Genomic DNA, 15768 nt, shown 5'->3' with positions numbered 1-15768 from the left:
ATCGCCGTCCTCCTGTTCCGTCGATCGGTTGACGGTAGCGGCGCGGCCGGCCCAGTGTCGAGTCAGCCGCTTCTCTCACCGTCATTGCGAGGAGGCGAAGCCGACGAAGCAATCCATCGGCCCGCATGAGCGGCACCATGGACTGCTTCGCTGCGCTCGCAATGACGGTGCTGGGGACGGCGATACGGTGCCGGACGGCCGTCGGGGCGGGTGTCAGGCCGAGCGCCCGCCCGGCCGCACCCCGAAGCTGGCGAGGAACCCCAGCGTGCCCAGCAGCGCGGCGATGCCGAAGACCCAGGTGGCGGCGTGGATGATCGCTTCCGGGGCCAGCGCCGCGGCCATGCCGGCCTCGTTCGCGACCAGCCCGGACAGCGCCGCGCCGATGGCGTAGCCGCCGGATTGCAGCGTCGGCAGCAGGGCCGAGGCGGAGTCGCGCTCGCCGGGCCGCGCCGCCTCCATCACCGCTTGGCTGAGGAAGGCCCAGGAGATGCCGAAGCCGGTCCCGATCAGCACCTGGCACAGCATCAGCAGCCAGGGCTGGCCGGTGACGAGCGCCGCCATCACCCCGAGCAGGCCGAGGGCCAGCAGGGCCGGCCCGAGGCGGATCAGCCGGCGCTGCGCCTGCGGCCGGACGATGCCGGCGACCAGCACGGCCGAGCCGCTCCAGGACAGCGCCATCAGGGCGCTGACATAGCCGGCCATGGTCGGGCCGTAGCCCCAGAGATGCTGGATGGTGATGTTGAGATAGACGGTGGTCGCGGCCTGGGCCACCGGCATCAGCAGCACCACCCAGAGGCCGGCGCCGACCGTGGACCCGAAGGTGAAGGCGTCGGACGGGAACAGCCGGTCGCGGCTGCGCCGGTCGGCCAGCACCACGACGGCCAGCACCAGCAACGCCCCGGCGACGCAGGCCGCCGCCTGCCAGCTGTGCGGCACGATGCCGGCGACCGAGACCAGCATGATGCCGGCGGCGCAACCGAGGAGGCGCAGCACCGGCACCGTGCCGCCGCCGCGCCGGTCGTCCTCGGCCGGCACCACCAGCCCGACCAGGGCGACGAAGATCGCGATCAGCGGCACGTTGACCAGGAAGGCGGCGCGCCAGGACACATGCTCCGTCAGCACGCCGGACAGCAGCGGCCCGCCGAAGGCGGCGGCGGCCCAGACGATCGCCTCCGCCCCGAACACCTTGGGCATCAGCCGCGACGGGAACATCTCCGGGATCAGCGCGTAGCAGACGGCGGCGACCACCCCCTCCCCCGCGCCCTGGAACAGCCGGCCGACCAGCACCACCGGCATCGACGGGGCGAAGCCGCAGACCAGCGTGCCGGCCAGGAAGGCCAGCGCCGCCAGCAGCAGCGCCGGCCGGGTGCCGAGGCGCTGCTTCAGCATCGCCGCGGCGGCGCCGCCGACGATGGCGGCGACGAGATAGACGGTGAAGGCCCAGCTGATCAGCCCGACGCCGCCGAGTTCGGTCACCGCCGTGGGCAGGGAGGTCGAGACCAGGAAGGCGTTGAGCGCGTAGAGCGCCACGCCCAGGCACAGCGTGGCGACGCCCGCGGCGTAGCGCCGGGTCAGCAGTTCGCCCCACCGGCCGTCGATCGTCTCCTCCATGACCCGCTCTCTTTTTTGCAAGCTTCTTCTTGTTATATCCGGCCGACCAGAAAAGCAACGGCCGGTATCACGCGTCCCGACTCTCTGTCATTGATCGGGGGTGCCGCCCGCGCCGGCGTTCCGGGAGTCCGATATGAAACGGTTGTCGCCGATCGCCGCGGGTGCCGTGCTGGCCCTGACGGTCAACCTGCCCGCCCATGCCGCCGGCGTGGTGCTGCAGGGCGATGCCTGGCGCGTCGAGCTGGAGCCGGCGACGCTGGCGATCTCGGCCGAGCCCGCGGGCGAAGCCCCGGTCCGGCTCTCGACCGGCGGGCCGGCCCGCCGCGTCGACGACCTCCACGCCGGCCCGGACCGGGCCTCCTGGCGCTGGGACGACGGGTCCTACCAGGTCTCGGCCGATCTCGACGGCGCCGACCTGACGATCGCGATCACGGCCCGGGACGCCGGGACCCTGCCGGTGCTGCGGCAGCCGGCGGCCGCCATCGGCAAAGGCCTGGTCTTCCCCCTGGCCGAAGGGCACTACGTCCCCGCGGGGGACAGGGTCTGGCGGGATTTCCTGCTGGACCAGTATGCGGAGTTCACCACCTCCGAGGATCTCGGCCTGCCGCTCTGGGGCCTCGACCGGGACCGCTACTCGCTGACCTGGATCCTGCGGAACCCGTTCAACAACAGCGCCCGCTTCACGGCGGAGGGGGACGGCCTGGCGCTGTCGCTGGATCACGCGTTCACGCCGCTGAATCTCGGCCAGCCGATGACGCTGCTGCTGCATCTGGGGCCTGCCGATCCCCTGGCCGGCGCCAGACACTACCGCGAGCTGCTGGTCGCCGAGGGACGCTACGAGACGCTGGCCCAAAAGATCGCCCGGGCGCCGGACGCGGCGAAGCTGATCGGCGCCGCCCACACCTATCTCTGGGGCGGCGGCCTGCTGTCGGCCCGGGATGTCGCGGATTGGCGGGCGTTCCTGGCAATCCTGAAGGGACCGGACGCGCTGGCGTCGGAGCTGCGCCGCCGGCTCGAGCCGGAAGCGCGGTCCGCGCTGGCGGAGGTGAAGGGCACGCCCTACGAGTATCAGCGCCAGGTGCTGGTCCGCGGCGTCAATGAAGCGCTCGATTCCCTGGCGCGCGAGCGCTGGCAGGGGCTGGAGGAGCCCGACATGCAGGTCCTCGTCGGCGGCTACGGGGATCTCCGCGGCCGGATGGCCCGGGCCTTCGCCGGCGCGCTCACGCCCGATCCCGCGCAATGGGGCGGCGGCATCTCCATCGCCACGATGGCCGCGCTGCGCGACGCCGGCCTGCCGAAGCTGTGGATCGGGTTCGGCGAGGGCTGGGAGCCGGGGCTGTGGCACCCGGAGGCGGTGCGGGCCGGGGTGGAGGCCGGCTATCTGGTGGCACCCTACGATTCCTACGAGACGGCCCTGAAGGCGGGCGACAATCCGAGCTGGGCCACGGCGCATCTCGGGACGCGCGCCTACCGCGACTGCGCCGTCATGCTCGCGGACGGGTCGCTGCGGGCCGGCTTCGGCAAATCCGGCCACTACACCGTCGCGGATTGCGTCCGGCCGCTGATGCAGGCCCGGGTCCCCGCCATCCTCGGCAAGGTACCCTTCAACAGCTGGTTCCTCGACGCCTATGCCGCCGGCCTCGTCTTCGACAGCTACAGGCCCGGCGCACCGGTGTCGCAGGCGCAGTACGCGGCGGGCTCGGAGGCCAGCATGCGCTGGCTCGCCGACGCCCTGAAGCTGCCGGCCGGGTCGGAGGACGGCAAGGCGACCACCGTCGACGGCACGGTGTTCGCCCATGGCATGCAGACCCCGGTGATCGCCTGGGGCGATGCGGACATGCAGAAGAACGCATCGTCGCCCTACTATCTCGGCCGCTGGTATCCGCCCGAGCAGCCGGCCGCCTTCTTCAGGACGGTCCCCCTCAAGGACGCCTACCGCACCGTGTATTTCGACCCCGGGACCCGGCTGCCGCTGTATCAGGCCGTGTTCCACGGGTCGGTCATCACCACGCATCACTGGTCGTTCGACAGCCTGAAGCTGTCGAATGTGCGGGTGGAGAACGAGCTGGCCCAGCTGCTCTACAACGTGCCGCCGCTCTACAATCTGAGCGCGGCCTCGCTGCGGCAGAGGCTGCCGGTCATCCGGCGGCAGGACGCGTTCTTCCGGCCGCTGCATGAGCGCCTGGCGATGCAGGAACTGGTCGACTTCCGGTGGCTGACCCCGGATCGCCTCGTCCAGCAGACCACGTTCGGGGACGGAACCAGGCTGGTCGCCAACTTCTCGCCCGATGCCTTCCAGAGAGACGGCATGAGCATCCCGGGACATGCGATCGCCGCGATTCTGCCGGACGGGGGAGCTCCCGTGGTCTACCGGGCCACCGACAGGTAATGTCATCCCCGGCGGGGATGCCGACCCTAACCCGGCCGGGCCATCCGGTACAGCACATGCGGGCGCAGCGGATCGCCCGGCGGCACGGTGACGTCCTCGAAATCGCCGCCGGCGACATGGGCCAGGCCCAGCCGCTCCATGGCGCGGCGCGACGGGGTGTTGATGGCGGAGGTGTAGCCGATCACCGCCGGCAGGCCGAACCGGGTCCAGGCGGCGTCGAGGCAGGCCCGCCCGATCTCGGTGGCGTAGCCCTGGCGCCAGAAGGCGCGGCCGAGGATCCAGCCGATCTCGGCCGGATGGCGCCCCGGCACCTCGGGCCCCGGGCGCGACAGCCCGGCGCCGCCGACCAGCGCGCCGTCTTCCTTGCGCTCGACCGCGACGAAGCCGAAGCCGTCCTGCGCCAGCGCGGCCATCGCCTCGTCGATCACGGCGTCGGTCTCGGCCGGCGTCAGCACGCTCGGGTAGTAGTAGCGGCGGACCTCTGGATCGGCGTTGACCGCGGCGAAGCCCGCCCGATCACGGTCCTCCCAGGGACGCAGGATCAGCCGGGGGGTTTCGAGTCGCATGATCGATCGCTCCGCCCGGCTGGAGACCGGAGGGGTCTCTTATTCGAGCATCCCGAGGGCCTGCTTGTAGAGGTCGAGCAGCTCTTCCTGCTCGCGCCGGTCGTCCTGCTCCATCTTCCGCAGGCGGATGATCTGGCGGATGATCTTGGCGTCGAAGCCGGTGCCCTTGGCCTCGGCATAGACATCCTTGATGTCGCCCGCGATCCCCGCCTTCTCCTCCTCGAGCCGCTCGATGCGCTCGATGAACGACTTCAGGCGATCCGCGGCGATACCACCGACATCCGACATGGCAGGTCCTCAACAGGGAATTGGCTTTCAGGGCGCGGGACCATAAAGCGGCCGGGCCGGCCCGGCAAGCGGCCTGTCCCGGCCCAGCGCCGGCGCGGGAGTCGGGGCGGGCAAGGGTGCTGTTCGTCGGCCCGATTCGGGCATGCCGACGTGTCTCGCGTTGCCCCTCCCGCCGGACGCGGGAGAGGCAACGCGGGTTCAACCGTCAGTGCTTGTGCGAAGCGTCGAACGCCTGCTGCTGGCCGGCCGAGGCGTCCTTCTGGTGCTTGGCCTTCCAGCTCTCATAAGGCTCGCCATAGACGATCTCGCGCGCCTGGGCGTCCGGCAGCGGAATGCCGCGCTGCTCCGCCGCCTCGCGGTACCAGCGCGACAGGCAGTTGCGGCAGAAGCCGGCCAGGTTCATCAGGTCGATGTTCTGCACGTCGGTGCGCTGGCGCAGATGCTCGACCAGGGTGCGGAAGGCGGCGGCCTCCAGCTCGGTGCGGGTCTTGGCGTCGATCTCGGTCATGACGGTGTCCACGGGTTCCGGAATTCAGATGTAGGGCGTCAGGCCGCTGCCTCCAGCCCCTCCTTGGTCTCCAGGATCAGCCGGTCGACCACGCGGCGCAGCGCCTCGGCCTCGTCGGCGCCCCCGGCCAGGGCCTCGTAATAGGCGGCGAGCTGCCGGTGGGCCGAGGTGCCGCGGGCCAGGATGGTGCGCGCATTCGCGATCTCGGCCTCGCAGCCCAGCGCCGCCGCATCCTCCGCCACCATCACCAGCACCTCCTCCAGCAGCTCGGCATAGGGCACGAGCTTGCCCTTGCCCCAGTCGATCAGCCCTTCCTCGAAGCCGTAGCGCATGGCGCGCCAGCGGTTCTCCTCGATCAGCACGCTGCGGTAGCGGCGCCAGGCGATATTCTGGGCCCTGAGGCGCCACAGCATGCGCAGCAGGCACTGGTAGAGGGCGGCGACGGTCAGCCCGTCCTCGACCCGGGTGCAGACGTCGGTGACGCGCATCTCCAGCGTCGGGAAACGGGCGGAGGGGCGGATGTCCCACCAGATCTTGCTGCCGTCCTCGATCACCCCGGCCTGGACCAGCGCCGCCAGCGCCGCCTCGTATTCGCCGTAGCTCTGGAACTCCTCCGGCATGCCGGTCCGCGGCAGCTCCGAGAACACGGCCAGCCGGTAGGATTTCAGCTTGGTGTCGGTGCCCTGCCAGAACGGCGAGGAGGTGGTCAGGGACAGGAGATGCGGCAGGAAGTAGCGGATCTGCCGCATCAGGTCGATGCGCAGGTTCGGGTCCTCGATCCCGGCATGGACATGGGTGCCGCAGATCAGCAGGCGCCGCACCGGCACGCCGAGGTCGCGCGCCAGCTGGTCGTAGCGGCTGCGGTCGGTGTGCTTCTGCGGCCGCCAGGTGCCGAAGGGGTGGGTCGAGGCGGCGATCAGCGCCAGGCCGTGCCGCTCCGCCTCCTCCACCACCGACCGGCGCAGCCGCGTCAGCTCGGTCCGCGCCTCGGCGATGCTGCGGCAGACCGGGGTGCCGACCTCGACCTGGCAGCGGAAGAACTCGCGGGCCACGGCGCCCTCGTGCCGGTTCTCCAGCGCCTCCACCAGCTCCGGCGGCGGGTCCGGCACCAGGTCGCGGCTGGCCGGGTCGACCAGCAGGTATTCCTCCTCGATGCCGAGCGTAAGGGCCGGCTCGGTCATGCCACGGCCTGCAGCGGCTGGTACAGGGCCGGGTCCGCCAGGATCGGGGCGAAGATCTCCGCCATCCGGTCGGCCCAGGCCTCGGCCGCCGCGTCGGCCGCGATCAGGTCCTGCCGCATCTCGATCAGCACATGCGGCAGGCCGCGCGGCTCGGCGTGATGGTGGATGGTGTAGCCATGCTCGTTGCGGCCGGAATAGGGCTGGTTGTCGCCGACCGTGATCTCCGGGTCGCGGCGCAGCGCCTCCATCAGCGGCAGCGGGATGCGGCCGTCGTCGCGCCACAGCACCCCGACCTGCCAGGGCCGGGCGAAGCCGCGCATCACCGGCGTGAAGCTGTGCAGCGACAAGAGGGCCGGGGCCGGGCAGCGCGCCGCGATCCGGTCCAGCTGCGCGGCGATGGCGTCGTGATAGGGATGGAAGAATGCGTCGGCCCGCGCCGCCTCCTCCTCGGCGGTCAGCCTGGCGTTGCCGGGCACGATCGCGCCGTCGCTGATGGCGCAGATCGAGGTCGGATCGTCGAGCTGCCGGTTCGGGTCCAGGATCAGCCGCGAATAGCGGTGCAGCAGCAGCGTCGCGTCCAGCTGCTCGGCCAGGCGGCGGGAGAAGGCGTCGATGCCGATGTCGTAGGCGACATGGCGGTCCAGCACCCCCGGGTCGACGCCGAGCGTGCCGAGCGATTTCGGGAAGGCGCGGCCGGCATGGTCCGCGACCAGCAGGGCGCAGGCCTTGCCGTCGGGGTTCACCGGCTCGAAGGGCGGCGGGTCGTCGGGTCCGAGGAGCATCATCGCGGGCACGGTAGCAGGGCGCCGCGAGGCTGTGGAGGCGCGACGCAACGCCAGGGTGCGCTCGCCAGAATTGTCAGACATGATATGACTGAGGCGACCAACCCGTCACGCCACCCGAGGTGACACCATGACCACCCTGTCCGCCCTGCCCGTCTTCCCGGATCTCGCCGGCAAGGCCGTCCTGATCACCGGCGCCAGCACCGGCATCGGCGCCGCCGCCGCTCGCGCCTTCGGCCAGAACAAGGCCAGGGTGGCGGTGAACTACAATTCCAGCCGCGAGGCGGCGGAGGCAGTGGTCGCCGACATCAAGGCCGCCGGCGGCGAGGCGATCCTGGCCCCCGGCGACGTCACCAAGCCGGAGACGGCGCAGGCCCTGGTCGAGCAGACCGTCGCCGCCTTCGGCCGGCTGGACGTGCTGGTCAACAATGCCGGCGCGCTGGTCAAGCGCACCCCGGTCGCGGAGTACACCGACGAGTTCGTCGACGCGGTGCTGGACGTCAATGTCCGCCACGTGGTCCGCTTCATGCGCGAGGGCGCGGTGCAGATGCGCCGGCAGGGCGGCGGCGGGTCGATCATCAATCTCAGCTCGATCGCCGCGCGCCACGGCGGCGGCCCGGGTTCGGTGATCTACGCGGCGGCCAAGGGCTTCGTCGCCGTCGCCACCCGCGGCTGGGCCAAGGAGCTGGCGAAGGACGGCATCCGGGTCAACGCGATCTCGCCCGGCGTCATCACCACCCCGTTCCACGAGCGCTTCTCGACGCCGGAGCAGCTGGCGGCGATGCAGGCGACGATCCCGATGAACCGCCTCGGCACCTCCGAGGAATGCGCCGCCGCCTTCCTCTACCTCGCCTCCGAAGCCGCCGGCGGCTACGTCACCGGCCAGATGATCGAGATCAACGGCGGCCAGTACATGCCGTGAGGCCCGAGCCGGCGGCACTCGCACATCGTCCCTCCCCGTCATTGCGAGGAGGCGAAGCCGACGAAGCAATCCAGGGGCCGGTGCGCACCGGCCCTGGATTGCTTTGCTGCGCTCGCAATGACGGTGTCGGGAGTTCCGAAAAGGCTCGCAAGCGGAAGAGGCAACGCTCCCGTCACTTCCAGTCGGTGGCGCTGCTCTCGCCGTTCAGGAAGGGCATCACCGTCGCCGGCAGCTGCGGCGACAGGAAGATGTCGTAATGGGTCGCGCCGGGGATGATGGCCAGGCGGTTCTTCGACATGTGCTCGCGCTGCCAGCCGGCGTCGCGCAGCCCGCCGCCCAGCAGCTGGTAGAACTTCACCACATGCTCCGGCCGGTACATGTCGCTGTCGCCATAGACCAGCATCACCGGCATGGTCAGCTTCGGCACGTCCGCCGACCAGTCATAGGGCTTGCGCATCAGCGCGCCCATGGCGTCGAGCAGCCGCGGGAAATCCTCCGGCTTCGGCGCCACCGCGACATAGGACGTGTACATCGGCGTGTTCTTCATCATCTCGGCCATGCCGGCGCCCACCGCGGCCTGCTGCGGCAGCATCTCCGGATAGAAGCCGTCCTGGGCGTAGCCGGCCGAGACCAGGGCCAGGCGGCGCACCATCTCCGGATGCTGCACGGCCAGCTGGAAGGCGACGCCGCCGCCCATCGAATAGCCCAGCACGTCGGCCTGCTTGACGCCGAGCTGCTGCAGGACCGCGGCCATGTCGGCGCCCATCGCCACCAGGTCGATCGGCCGGTCGCCCAGCGGCGTGCGGCCATGGCCCTGCAGGTCGACGGCGATGACCTGGCGCTTCGCCGCCAGCGCCGGCAGCAGCGGCCGGAACATGTCGATCGAGCCGAGCCCGCCATGCAGCAGCAGCAGCGGCTCGCCCTCGCCCTGGACCTCGTAATAGTAGCTGATGCCGCCGGCCTCGGCATGGCCGCTGCGGATGGCGGCGTCCTCAGCGCGGGCGGCGGGTGCGGCGGGTGCGGCGGCCAGCACCGCGACGGCGAGAACACCGGTCAGGATCGTCTTCAGCATGTCGGGCTCCATCCCTGGCTGGCGGGTTGCTGCCCGCCATGATGCGATGGCCCAAGGACGCCGCCGCCCGGGCGGTGCCGACATCCCCACCGAAAAAATTCAGGGTGTCTCGTAGACGAAGATCCGGGAGGTGCCGTCCTCCGGCATCGCGGTCAGGCGCAGGCCGTCCTGCGTCGCCTCGACCAGCACCGGGTTGCGGGTCATGGCGGTGCCGTCCTCGGTCCACAGCAGCACCGGCACCTGGAAGGTCGGCCGGCCGGCGGCAAGGTCGACGATCTCGATCCCGCCCAGGCCGAAGACCGGCGCGTCCGGCGTCCGGCGGAACTCGGTGATGCCGGTGCAGATGGCGCGGCCGACCGGCAGGTACGCGCAATCCTGGTAGTCGAGATAGTGCTCCGGATTCAGCGTGACCGTCGGGGGGACGGAGGCATCGATCTTGCCCTCGGCGTCCAAGTGCCAGGTGTAGAAGCGGCGCGAGCCCCAGCTGACGCCGTGCAGCGTGTTGTGGTCGGTGTCGTGCACCAGGCCGCCGATATGGTCGTCGGCGCGGCCGACCGCCACCGCCTCCAAGGTCTTCGGGTCGACCCGGTACAGGATCGACCGGCTGTTCGGCCGGTACTCGGCGACCGGCACCCACAGCCAGCGGCCGTCGAAGTCGATGCCGCCGGGATGGTAGATCGAACCCTCGCCCAGCGTGATGTGCCCGATCTGCCGGCCCCGGGCGTCGAGCTTGAACAGATGGCCGGTGCCCTGGCCGGCGTCGCGGTCCAGGCCGTCCTTCGGCTGGTCGTAGCGCTTGGTCGGCACCGTGATCTCCACCGACGAGGCGAAGATCGCGTCGCCGGCCCGGGCAAAGCCCTGCGGGTGATAGGTCTGGAACGGCACCGGGATGGTCTCGACCAGGCGCCACGGGGTCGAGCGCGACAGCCCCTCGATCCGCTGGCCCAGCACGTCGGGGTCTGCCGCGACGGCGCTAGTGGGGGCGACGGCGGTGGCGGCGGCCAGGAGGATCCCGGCGGTCGGGGCGGCGAAGCGATGCATGGCGAATCCCCCAATGTGCAGCGCGCGCATCCTGCCGCCGCGCCGTGACGGTTTGATGATAGCCTGTGATCGCCCGGCCGGCCCGCGCCGCGCGCCGGTCTCCCCTGCGTGCCCCGCCATGGCTGGCGGCAGGCGCGCCGGACTAAGCTCCGGCCATCATGAGCGACGCCGTGCTGTCCCCCTCCCCCGCCCAGCGCCTGGCGCTGCCCGCCCTGATCCTGGGCGGGCTGGCGATCGGCAGCTCGCCGATCTTCGTCCGGCTGTCGGAGGTCGGGCCGGTGACGACGGCGGTGTGGCGCACCGCCCTGGCGCTGCCGATCCTGTTCCTGTGGTACCGGGCCGAGCGGGCGCGCGGCGAGGCGGCGCGGCCGGCCAGCCTGGCGGACGGACTCGCCCTGGTCCTGCCCGGCCTGTTCATCGCCGCCGACCTGGTGGCCTGGCACTGGGCGCTGGCCATCACCTCGGTCGCCAACGCGACGCTGCTGGCCAACCTGGCGCCGATCTTCGTCACCCTCGGCGCCTTCGCCCTGTTCGGCACGCCGATCCGCCCGGTCTTCGCCGCCGGCCTGGCCGTGGCCATCGCCGGCGTGGTGGTGCTGAAGGGCGGCGGCTTCGGCGACGGCGCGCTGGCGGGTGACGCCCTGGCCGCGCTGGCCGCGGTGTTCTATGGCGGCTACATCCTGGCGGTCGGCCGGCTGCGCGACCGCTTCTCCGTCGCCACCATCATGCTGTGGACCAGCGCCGTCGCCGCCGCGGCGACGCTGCCGCTGGCGCTGCTGATGGAGCCGGTGTTCCTGCCGCAGTCCCTTTACGGCTGGGCCGTGCTGCTGGGCCTGTCCTGGGTCTCGCAGGTCGCCGGGCAGAGCCTGATCACATACGCCCTGGCCTGGCTGCCGCCGGCCTTCTCCTCCCTCACCCTGCTGATCCAGCCGGTCGCGGCCGCCGCCCTGGCCTGGATCGTGCTGGCCGAGCCGCTGGGGCCGCTGCAGGGGCTGGGCGGCGCCCTGGTGCTGGCCGGCATCCTCTTGGCCCGAAAGGCCTGACCGGCATGGCCGCGGCCCGCCTCACCCTCAGCCTGCTGCCGGAAGTCCTGGCCGTGGCCCGGCTGCCGGCCGGCGCGGCGCTGCCGGGCTGGGTCGACTGGTCCGACCCCTTCGTCACCGTCAGCCGCACCCGCGACGAGCTGTCGGTGGTATGCCCCGAGGCGCGGGTGCCGGCCGATACGCAGGCCGAGCGCGGCTGGCGCGGCCTCAAGGTCGAGGGGCCGCTGGACTTCGCCCTGACCGGCATCCTGGCCCGACTCGCGGCGCCGCTGGCCGAGGCCGGCATCAGCATCTTCGCGATCTCGACCTACGACACCGACTACCTGCTGGTCCGGACCGGCGACCTGGAGGCCGCGACGTCGATGCTGCAGCGGGAAAACACGGTGCGTGTCTGAGCCGCAACACCGGCCGCGAAGACCGGGATTTCCGCGGAGAACCGGGTGAGGCGAAATATTAAGTCCGCGTAATATCCGAATCTCCGCGCACTTTCGACGTTGGCGAAGGGCCGCGGATATGGTTTCTTCCCGGCGGTCGACGCGGCCGGGCCGAGGGTACGGATCAACCGTGCCCGGGCCTTGCGGCGCCGGCCCGTGATCCGGGAGTTCAGCCATGCCCAAGAAGCGCCCGTCGTTCCGCCGCACGCGCCAGACCAAGATCGTCGCCACGCTGGGCCCCGCCACCAGCTCGGCCGAGGCGATCCGCAAGCTGTTCGAGGCCGGTGTCGACGTCTTCCGCCTGAACTTCAGCCACGGCAAGCAGGAGGATCATGCCGCCCGCCTCGCCCTGATCCGCGAGGTCGAGCGCGAATTCGACCACCCGATCGCGGTGATGGCCGACCTGCAGGGGCCGAAGCTGCGGCTGGGCACCTTCGCCGACGGCCCGGTCAAGCTGACCGAGGGGCAGAGCTTCCGCCTGACGCTGGAGAAGCGCGCGGGCGACGCCACCGGCGTGACCCTGCCCCACCCCGAGATCTTCGCCGCGCTGGAGCCCGGGCAGGCCCTGCTGCTGGACGACGGCAAGGTGCGCCTCAAGGTCGTCGATTGCGGCCCGGACTTCGCCGACACCGTGGTCGAGGCCGGGTCGCGCCTGTCCGACCGCAAGGGCGTCAACGTGCCGAACGCGGTGCTGCCGCTGTCGCCACTGACCGAGAAGGACCGCGACGACCTGCGCTTCGCCCTCGACATCGATGTCGACTGGGTGGCGCTGTCCTTCGTGCAGCGGCCGGAGGACATCGCCGAGGCGCGCAGGCTGATCGCCGGCCGCGCCCAGGTGATCGTGAAGCTGGAGAAGCCGGCCGCGATCCAGCACCTGGACGAGCTGGTCGAGCTGACCGACGCGGTGATGGTCGCCCGCGGCGACCTGGGCGTCGAGATGCCGGCCGAGGACGTGCCGTCGCTGCAGAAGCGGATCATCCGCGCCTCGCGCCAGGCCGGCAAGCCGGTGATCGTGGCGACGCAGATGCTGGAGAGCATGATCATGGCCCCGACCCCGACCCGGGCCGAGGCCTCCGACGTGGCCACCGCCGTGTTCGACGGCGCCGACGCGGTGATGCTGTCGGCCGAGACCGCGTCGGGCGAATACCCGGTCGAGGCGGTGACGATGATGGACCGCATCGCCCGGCGGGTGGAGAAGGACCCGATCTACCGCACCATCCTGGACGCGGTGCATTACGACCCGGAGAACACGGCCGCCGACGCCATCACCGCCGCGGCGCGGCAGGTGGCCCACACCATCGGCGCGGTGGCGATCGCGACCTACACCACCTCCGGCTCGACCACGCTGCGCGCGGCGCGCGAGCGGCCGGAGGTGCCGATCCTGTGCCTGACCTCGAACCTGCAGACCGCCCGGCGGATGGGGCTGTGCTGGGGCGTGCATTCGGTGCACACCGAGGATGTCAGCAGCTTCACCGAGATGGTCGGCAAGGCCTGCCGCCTGGCCAAGCATGACGGCATCGGCACCGCCGGCCAGCGCATCGTGGTGACGGCCGGCGTGCCCTTCGGCACCCCCGGCAACACCAATGTGCTGCGCATCGCCTGGATCGAGGACTGAGCTTCGCCCGGATGATCGACACCCCGCTCGCCGCCAACCAGGCCTTCTACGCCGCCCTCGCCCAGGGCGACGCCGCCGCGATGGAAGCGCTGTGGTCGCGGCGGCAGCCGGTGGCCTGCATCCATCCGGGCTGGCCGGTGCTGGCCGGGCGCGAGGCGGTGATGAAGAGCTGGGCATCGATCCTGCGCGACCCGCCACGGATCGCCGCCGAGACGGCACGGGTGCTGGATTACGGCGACAGCGCCGTGGTGCTGTGCATCGAGCGGATCGGCGACAGCCGGCTGGCCGCCACCAATGTGTTCACCCGCGAGCCCGAGGGCTGGCGCATGGTGCATCACCAGGCCGGCCCGACCCGCGAGGCCGCCGCCCCGGCCAAGCCGTCCGGCACCATCCACTGAGCGGCGCGACCGCAGCCGGCGGCGCCCGAGATCAGACTCCTTCCTCTCCTGCGAAAGAGCCGTCATTGCGAGGAGGCGAAGCCGACGGAGCAATCCATGCCTCCGCTCCTGCCGCCCTGGATTGCTTCGCTGCGCTCGCAATGACGAATTTCTATCGGCTCGCCAGCCTCAAATGGGATCCCCGGCCTGGAGCTTCTTCAGCTGCTCGAGCTGCTCTCGGGCCGTGGCCATCTGCGGGTCGATCGCCAGCACCCGCTGATAGGCATCGATCGCGCCCGGGATGTCGCCGAGCTTGATGCGGCACAGGCCGAGCCCCGACAGCGCGCCGAAATGGCGGGGCTCGCGCGCCAGCACCTGGTCGATATCGGCCACCGAACCGCGGATGTCGCCCTTCAGATAGCGCGCCGTCGCCCGGCGATTCCAGCCCTCGGCATAGGCGGGGTCGCGCTGGATCACCGCGCTGAACGCCGCCTCGGCCACCGCATAGTCCTGGTCCTGCATCGCGGTGTTGCCGCGCTCCAGCAGCCCGGGGACGTCCGGATCGCTGCCGTCGTAGGCGAGCCAGACCTGCCAGATCTGGATCTGCAGCGCCGGCTCATCCTCCGGCGCCGCCGTCTTCAGCTGCTCGAACAGCGCATCCAACCGGGCGGCGCGATCCTGGGCCAGGGCCGGCACGGCGATGGCGAGCAGGAAAGCCGACAGCAGCAGGGCGAGACGGCGGCGCATGCCATGAATGTCGGTCTGCCCCGGCTGCGTGGCAAGAGGCGAAGCCGGCCCGAACCGGTGCCTAAAGCGGGTAGCCGGCGAGGTACTTGCGCATCCGCTCCGCCTGGCTCTGCGCCGGGGCGTAGTGTGGGTCCAGCGCCAGCACCCGCTCGAAGGCGTCGAGCGCGGCCCGGTGGTCGCCCTGCACCGTCCGGCACAGGCCCAGCCCGAACAGCGCCCCGAAATGCCGCGGCTCCAGCGCCAGGACGCGGTCGATGTCCCGCATCGCGCCGTCGCAATCGCCGCGCAGGAAGCGCGCCACCGCGCGGCGGTCCCAGCCCTCGATGAAATCCGGCGCCCGCTCCACCACCCCGGTGAAGGCGGCCTCCGCCACCGCGTAGTCGCGCTGCTGCAGGGCGGCGTTGCCGCGCCGCATCAGGTCCGGCACCAGCGGATCTGCCCCTTCATAGCGCAGCCACAGGATCCAGATCTGCCGCTCCAGCCGCTGCGCCTCCGCCCCGTCGGCGGCGGTCCGCAGCTGGTCGAGAAGGGAATCGAGACGAGTCGGCGTGTCCGCCGCCGAGAGGGTCCCGCACGGCGCCGCAAGGATGGCCACAGCCAGGGCCAGGATGCGCAGCGCCTTCATAATCAGAAGATTGAGCCCCGTCCCTGAGAAGACAACATCAAAAGCCGCGCCAAGAGATGCAGCAGGCAGCGCATTGTCCTGCGTCCGGCGCAGGGGTCGCGATCGCCATCGCGGCCCGCTATAGTCGCCCGGTCGCCCGGATCGCTTCCGCCGGCCACGCAGGACTCCTCGCTCGAAGCTCGCCTGCGTTCTCGTGCCCAGCTTCGGGCGATCGCTTCCGACACGGCCTGCCATGTCCTCCCTGCCCGGCCGGCGCCTGCTGCCGCTGATGCTCGTGATGTTCCTGATCGGCGGCGCCGAGGTGGTGGCAGGCCCGATGATGGCGCCGATGGGCGAGAGCTTCGCCGTGCCGGCGGCGCGGATCGCCTGGCTGCCCGCCACCTATGCCCTGGTCTATGCCGTGCTGGCGCCGCTGCTGGGCCCGCTGTCCGACCGGCTGGGGCGGAAGGCGCTGCTGCTGCCCGCCCTGGTCGGCTTCGGCATCGCCAATGCCGGGATCGCGCTGGCGCCGGCCTTCGCCGTCGCCCTGCCCTGTGCGGCCCTGGCGGGGCTGAGCGCCGCGGCGAT

At 71.4% G+C, this 15768-nt stretch carries 17 protein-coding genes; 7 read left to right on the top strand and 10 right to left on the bottom strand.

Translation table 11 applies throughout. The annotated features are described in order from the left end of the window. Positions 1 to 213: 213 nt before the first annotated feature. Positions 214 to 1611 (bottom strand): MFS transporter, encoded by a 1398-nt coding sequence (locus P409_RS10065; RefSeq protein ID WP_034834991.1) that lies wholly within the window; start codon positions 1609 to 1611, stop codon positions 214 to 216. 133 nt (positions 1612 to 1744) lie between these two features. Between P409_RS10065 and P409_RS10060 the strand changes: the two genes are divergently transcribed. Continuing rightward, positions 1745 to 4000, top strand: coding sequence for a glycoside hydrolase (locus tag P409_RS10060; protein ID WP_034834989.1), 2256 nt, complete (start codon positions 1745 to 1747; stop codon positions 3998 to 4000). A 26-nt stretch (positions 4001 to 4026) separates the two neighbouring features. Here the strand turns inward: P409_RS10060 and P409_RS10055 are convergent, their stop codons facing one another. The 5 genes from P409_RS10055 to P409_RS10035 form a co-directional block, all read right to left on the bottom strand. After that, entirely contained in the window at positions 4027 to 4566 is a 540-nt protein-coding gene (locus P409_RS10055) for a GNAT family N-acetyltransferase (RefSeq protein ID WP_202964619.1), read from the bottom strand. 39 nt (positions 4567 to 4605) lie between these two features. Continuing rightward, positions 4606 to 4854, bottom strand: coding sequence for a DUF2312 domain-containing protein (locus P409_RS10050; protein WP_034834984.1), 249 nt, complete (start codon positions 4852 to 4854; stop codon positions 4606 to 4608). A 205-nt stretch (positions 4855 to 5059) separates the two neighbouring features. Further along, positions 5060 to 5362 (bottom strand): DUF1244 domain-containing protein, encoded by a 303-nt coding sequence (locus tag P409_RS10045; RefSeq protein ID WP_034835000.1) that lies wholly within the window; start codon positions 5360 to 5362, stop codon positions 5060 to 5062. Between the two features lie 38 nt (positions 5363 to 5400). Beyond that, positions 5401 to 6543, bottom strand: coding sequence for a carboxylate-amine ligase (locus P409_RS10040; protein WP_034834982.1), 1143 nt, complete (start codon positions 6541 to 6543; stop codon positions 5401 to 5403). Further along, positions 6540 to 7328 (bottom strand): N-formylglutamate amidohydrolase, encoded by a 789-nt coding sequence (locus P409_RS10035; protein ID WP_034834980.1) that lies wholly within the window; start codon positions 7326 to 7328, stop codon positions 6540 to 6542. Before P409_RS10035 ends, P409_RS10040 begins: the two co-directional genes overlap by 4 nt. Before the next feature lie 127 nt (positions 7329 to 7455). Here P409_RS10035 and P409_RS10030 point away from each other — a divergent pair, with 127 nt between their 5' ends. After that, positions 7456 to 8247, top strand: coding sequence for an SDR family NAD(P)-dependent oxidoreductase (locus P409_RS10030; RefSeq protein ID WP_034834978.1), 792 nt, complete (start codon positions 7456 to 7458; stop codon positions 8245 to 8247). A 172-nt stretch (positions 8248 to 8419) separates the two neighbouring features. Here P409_RS10030 and P409_RS10025 read toward each other — a convergent pair whose 3' ends face one another. Together P409_RS10025 and P409_RS10020 are read right to left on the bottom strand one after the other, a co-directional pair. Then, complete coding sequence (locus P409_RS10025) at positions 8420 to 9319, bottom strand: alpha/beta fold hydrolase (protein ID WP_034834976.1); 900 nt, start codon at positions 9317 to 9319, stop codon at positions 8420 to 8422. A 99-nt stretch (positions 9320 to 9418) separates the two neighbouring features. Next, positions 9419 to 10360 carry a DUF6454 family protein gene (locus P409_RS10020; RefSeq protein WP_034834975.1) on the bottom strand — a complete coding sequence of 314 codons (942 nt, stop codon included), beginning with the start codon at positions 10358 to 10360 and terminating at the stop codon, positions 9419 to 9421. A gap of 158 nt (positions 10361 to 10518) precedes the next feature. Here P409_RS10020 and P409_RS10015 point away from each other — a divergent pair, with 158 nt between their 5' ends. From P409_RS10015 to P409_RS10000, 4 genes are all read left to right on the top strand, one after another. Next, positions 10519 to 11403: a DMT family transporter gene (locus P409_RS10015; protein ID WP_152613318.1), complete on the top strand. Its 885-nt coding sequence runs from the start codon at positions 10519 to 10521 to the stop codon at positions 11401 to 11403. Between the two features lie 5 nt (positions 11404 to 11408). Continuing rightward, the gene (locus P409_RS10010) at positions 11409 to 11798 is read left to right on the top strand and encodes an ACT domain-containing protein (protein WP_034834971.1); all 390 of its coding nucleotides are present in this window, start codon (positions 11409 to 11411) and stop codon (positions 11796 to 11798) included. A gap of 214 nt (positions 11799 to 12012) precedes the next feature. Continuing rightward, a complete protein-coding gene (pyk, locus tag P409_RS10005; protein WP_034834969.1) occupies positions 12013 to 13452 on the top strand; it encodes a pyruvate kinase in 1440 nt (479 codons plus the stop codon). Positions 13453 to 13463: 11 nt separating this feature from the next. Next, complete coding sequence (locus P409_RS10000; RefSeq protein ID WP_034834965.1) at positions 13464 to 13850, top strand: nuclear transport factor 2 family protein; 387 nt, start codon at positions 13464 to 13466, stop codon at positions 13848 to 13850. Between the two features lie 168 nt (positions 13851 to 14018). On the opposite strand, the gene P409_RS09995 is transcribed toward P409_RS10000, so the two are convergent. Continuing rightward, positions 14019 to 14576 carry a tetratricopeptide repeat protein gene (locus P409_RS09995; RefSeq protein WP_052120311.1) on the bottom strand — a complete coding sequence of 186 codons (558 nt, stop codon included), beginning with the start codon at positions 14574 to 14576 and terminating at the stop codon, positions 14019 to 14021. Positions 14577 to 14637: 61 nt separating this feature from the next. Next, on the bottom strand, positions 14638 to 15201 hold the full coding sequence (locus P409_RS09990; RefSeq protein ID WP_052120309.1) for a tetratricopeptide repeat protein: 564 nt from the start codon (positions 15199 to 15201) through the stop codon (positions 14638 to 14640). 232 nt (positions 15202 to 15433) lie between these two features. Here P409_RS09990 and P409_RS09985 point away from each other — a divergent pair. Beyond that, positions 15434 to 15768: MFS transporter (locus P409_RS09985; RefSeq protein WP_034834963.1), on the top strand; the 335-nt coding region annotated here is incomplete at its 3' end.

The organism is Inquilinus limosus MP06 (assembly GCF_000767795.1).
Taxonomy (GTDB): domain Bacteria; phylum Pseudomonadota; class Alphaproteobacteria; order DSM-16000; family Inquilinaceae; genus Inquilinus; species Inquilinus limosus_E.
The sequence above is the reverse complement of the archived record's forward strand: the minus strand, read 5'-3'. Positions and strand labels throughout refer to the sequence as shown.

Coding starts and splice junctions, on each gene's coding strand:
- P409_RS10015 (WP_152613318.1), top strand. CDS start 10,519: ATGAGCGACGCCGTGCTGTCCCCCTCCCCCGCCCAGCGCCTGGCGCTG.
- P409_RS10045 (WP_034835000.1), bottom strand. CDS start 5,362: ATGACCGAGATCGACGCCAAGACCCGCACCGAGCTGGAGGCCGCCGCC.
- P409_RS10055 (WP_202964619.1), bottom strand. CDS start 4,566: ATGCGACTCGAAACCCCCCGGCTGATCCTGCGTCCCTGGGAGGACCGT.
- P409_RS10050 (WP_034834984.1), bottom strand. CDS start 4,854: ATGTCGGATGTCGGTGGTATCGCCGCGGATCGCCTGAAGTCGTTCATC.
- P409_RS10025 (WP_034834976.1), bottom strand. CDS start 9,319: ATGCTGAAGACGATCCTGACCGGTGTTCTCGCCGTCGCGGTGCTGGCC.
- P409_RS09990 (WP_052120309.1), bottom strand. CDS start 15,201: ATGAAGGCGCTGCGCATCCTGGCCCTGGCTGTGGCCATCCTTGCGGCG.
- pyk (WP_034834969.1), top strand. CDS start 12,013: ATGCCCAAGAAGCGCCCGTCGTTCCGCCGCACGCGCCAGACCAAGATC.
- P409_RS10000 (WP_034834965.1), top strand. CDS start 13,464: ATGATCGACACCCCGCTCGCCGCCAACCAGGCCTTCTACGCCGCCCTC.
- P409_RS10060 (WP_034834989.1), top strand. CDS start 1,745: ATGAAACGGTTGTCGCCGATCGCCGCGGGTGCCGTGCTGGCCCTGACG.
- P409_RS10030 (WP_034834978.1), top strand. CDS start 7,456: ATGACCACCCTGTCCGCCCTGCCCGTCTTCCCGGATCTCGCCGGCAAG.
- P409_RS10065 (WP_034834991.1), bottom strand. CDS start 1,611: ATGGAGGAGACGATCGACGGCCGGTGGGGCGAACTGCTGACCCGGCGC.
- P409_RS10020 (WP_034834975.1), bottom strand. CDS start 10,360: ATGCATCGCTTCGCCGCCCCGACCGCCGGGATCCTCCTGGCCGCCGCC.
- P409_RS10010 (WP_034834971.1), top strand. CDS start 11,409: ATGGCCGCGGCCCGCCTCACCCTCAGCCTGCTGCCGGAAGTCCTGGCC.
- P409_RS09995 (WP_052120311.1), bottom strand. CDS start 14,576: ATGCGCCGCCGTCTCGCCCTGCTGCTGTCGGCTTTCCTGCTCGCCATC.
- P409_RS10040 (WP_034834982.1), bottom strand. CDS start 6,543: ATGACCGAGCCGGCCCTTACGCTCGGCATCGAGGAGGAATACCTGCTG.
- P409_RS10035 (WP_034834980.1), bottom strand. CDS start 7,328: ATGATGCTCCTCGGACCCGACGACCCGCCGCCCTTCGAGCCGGTGAAC.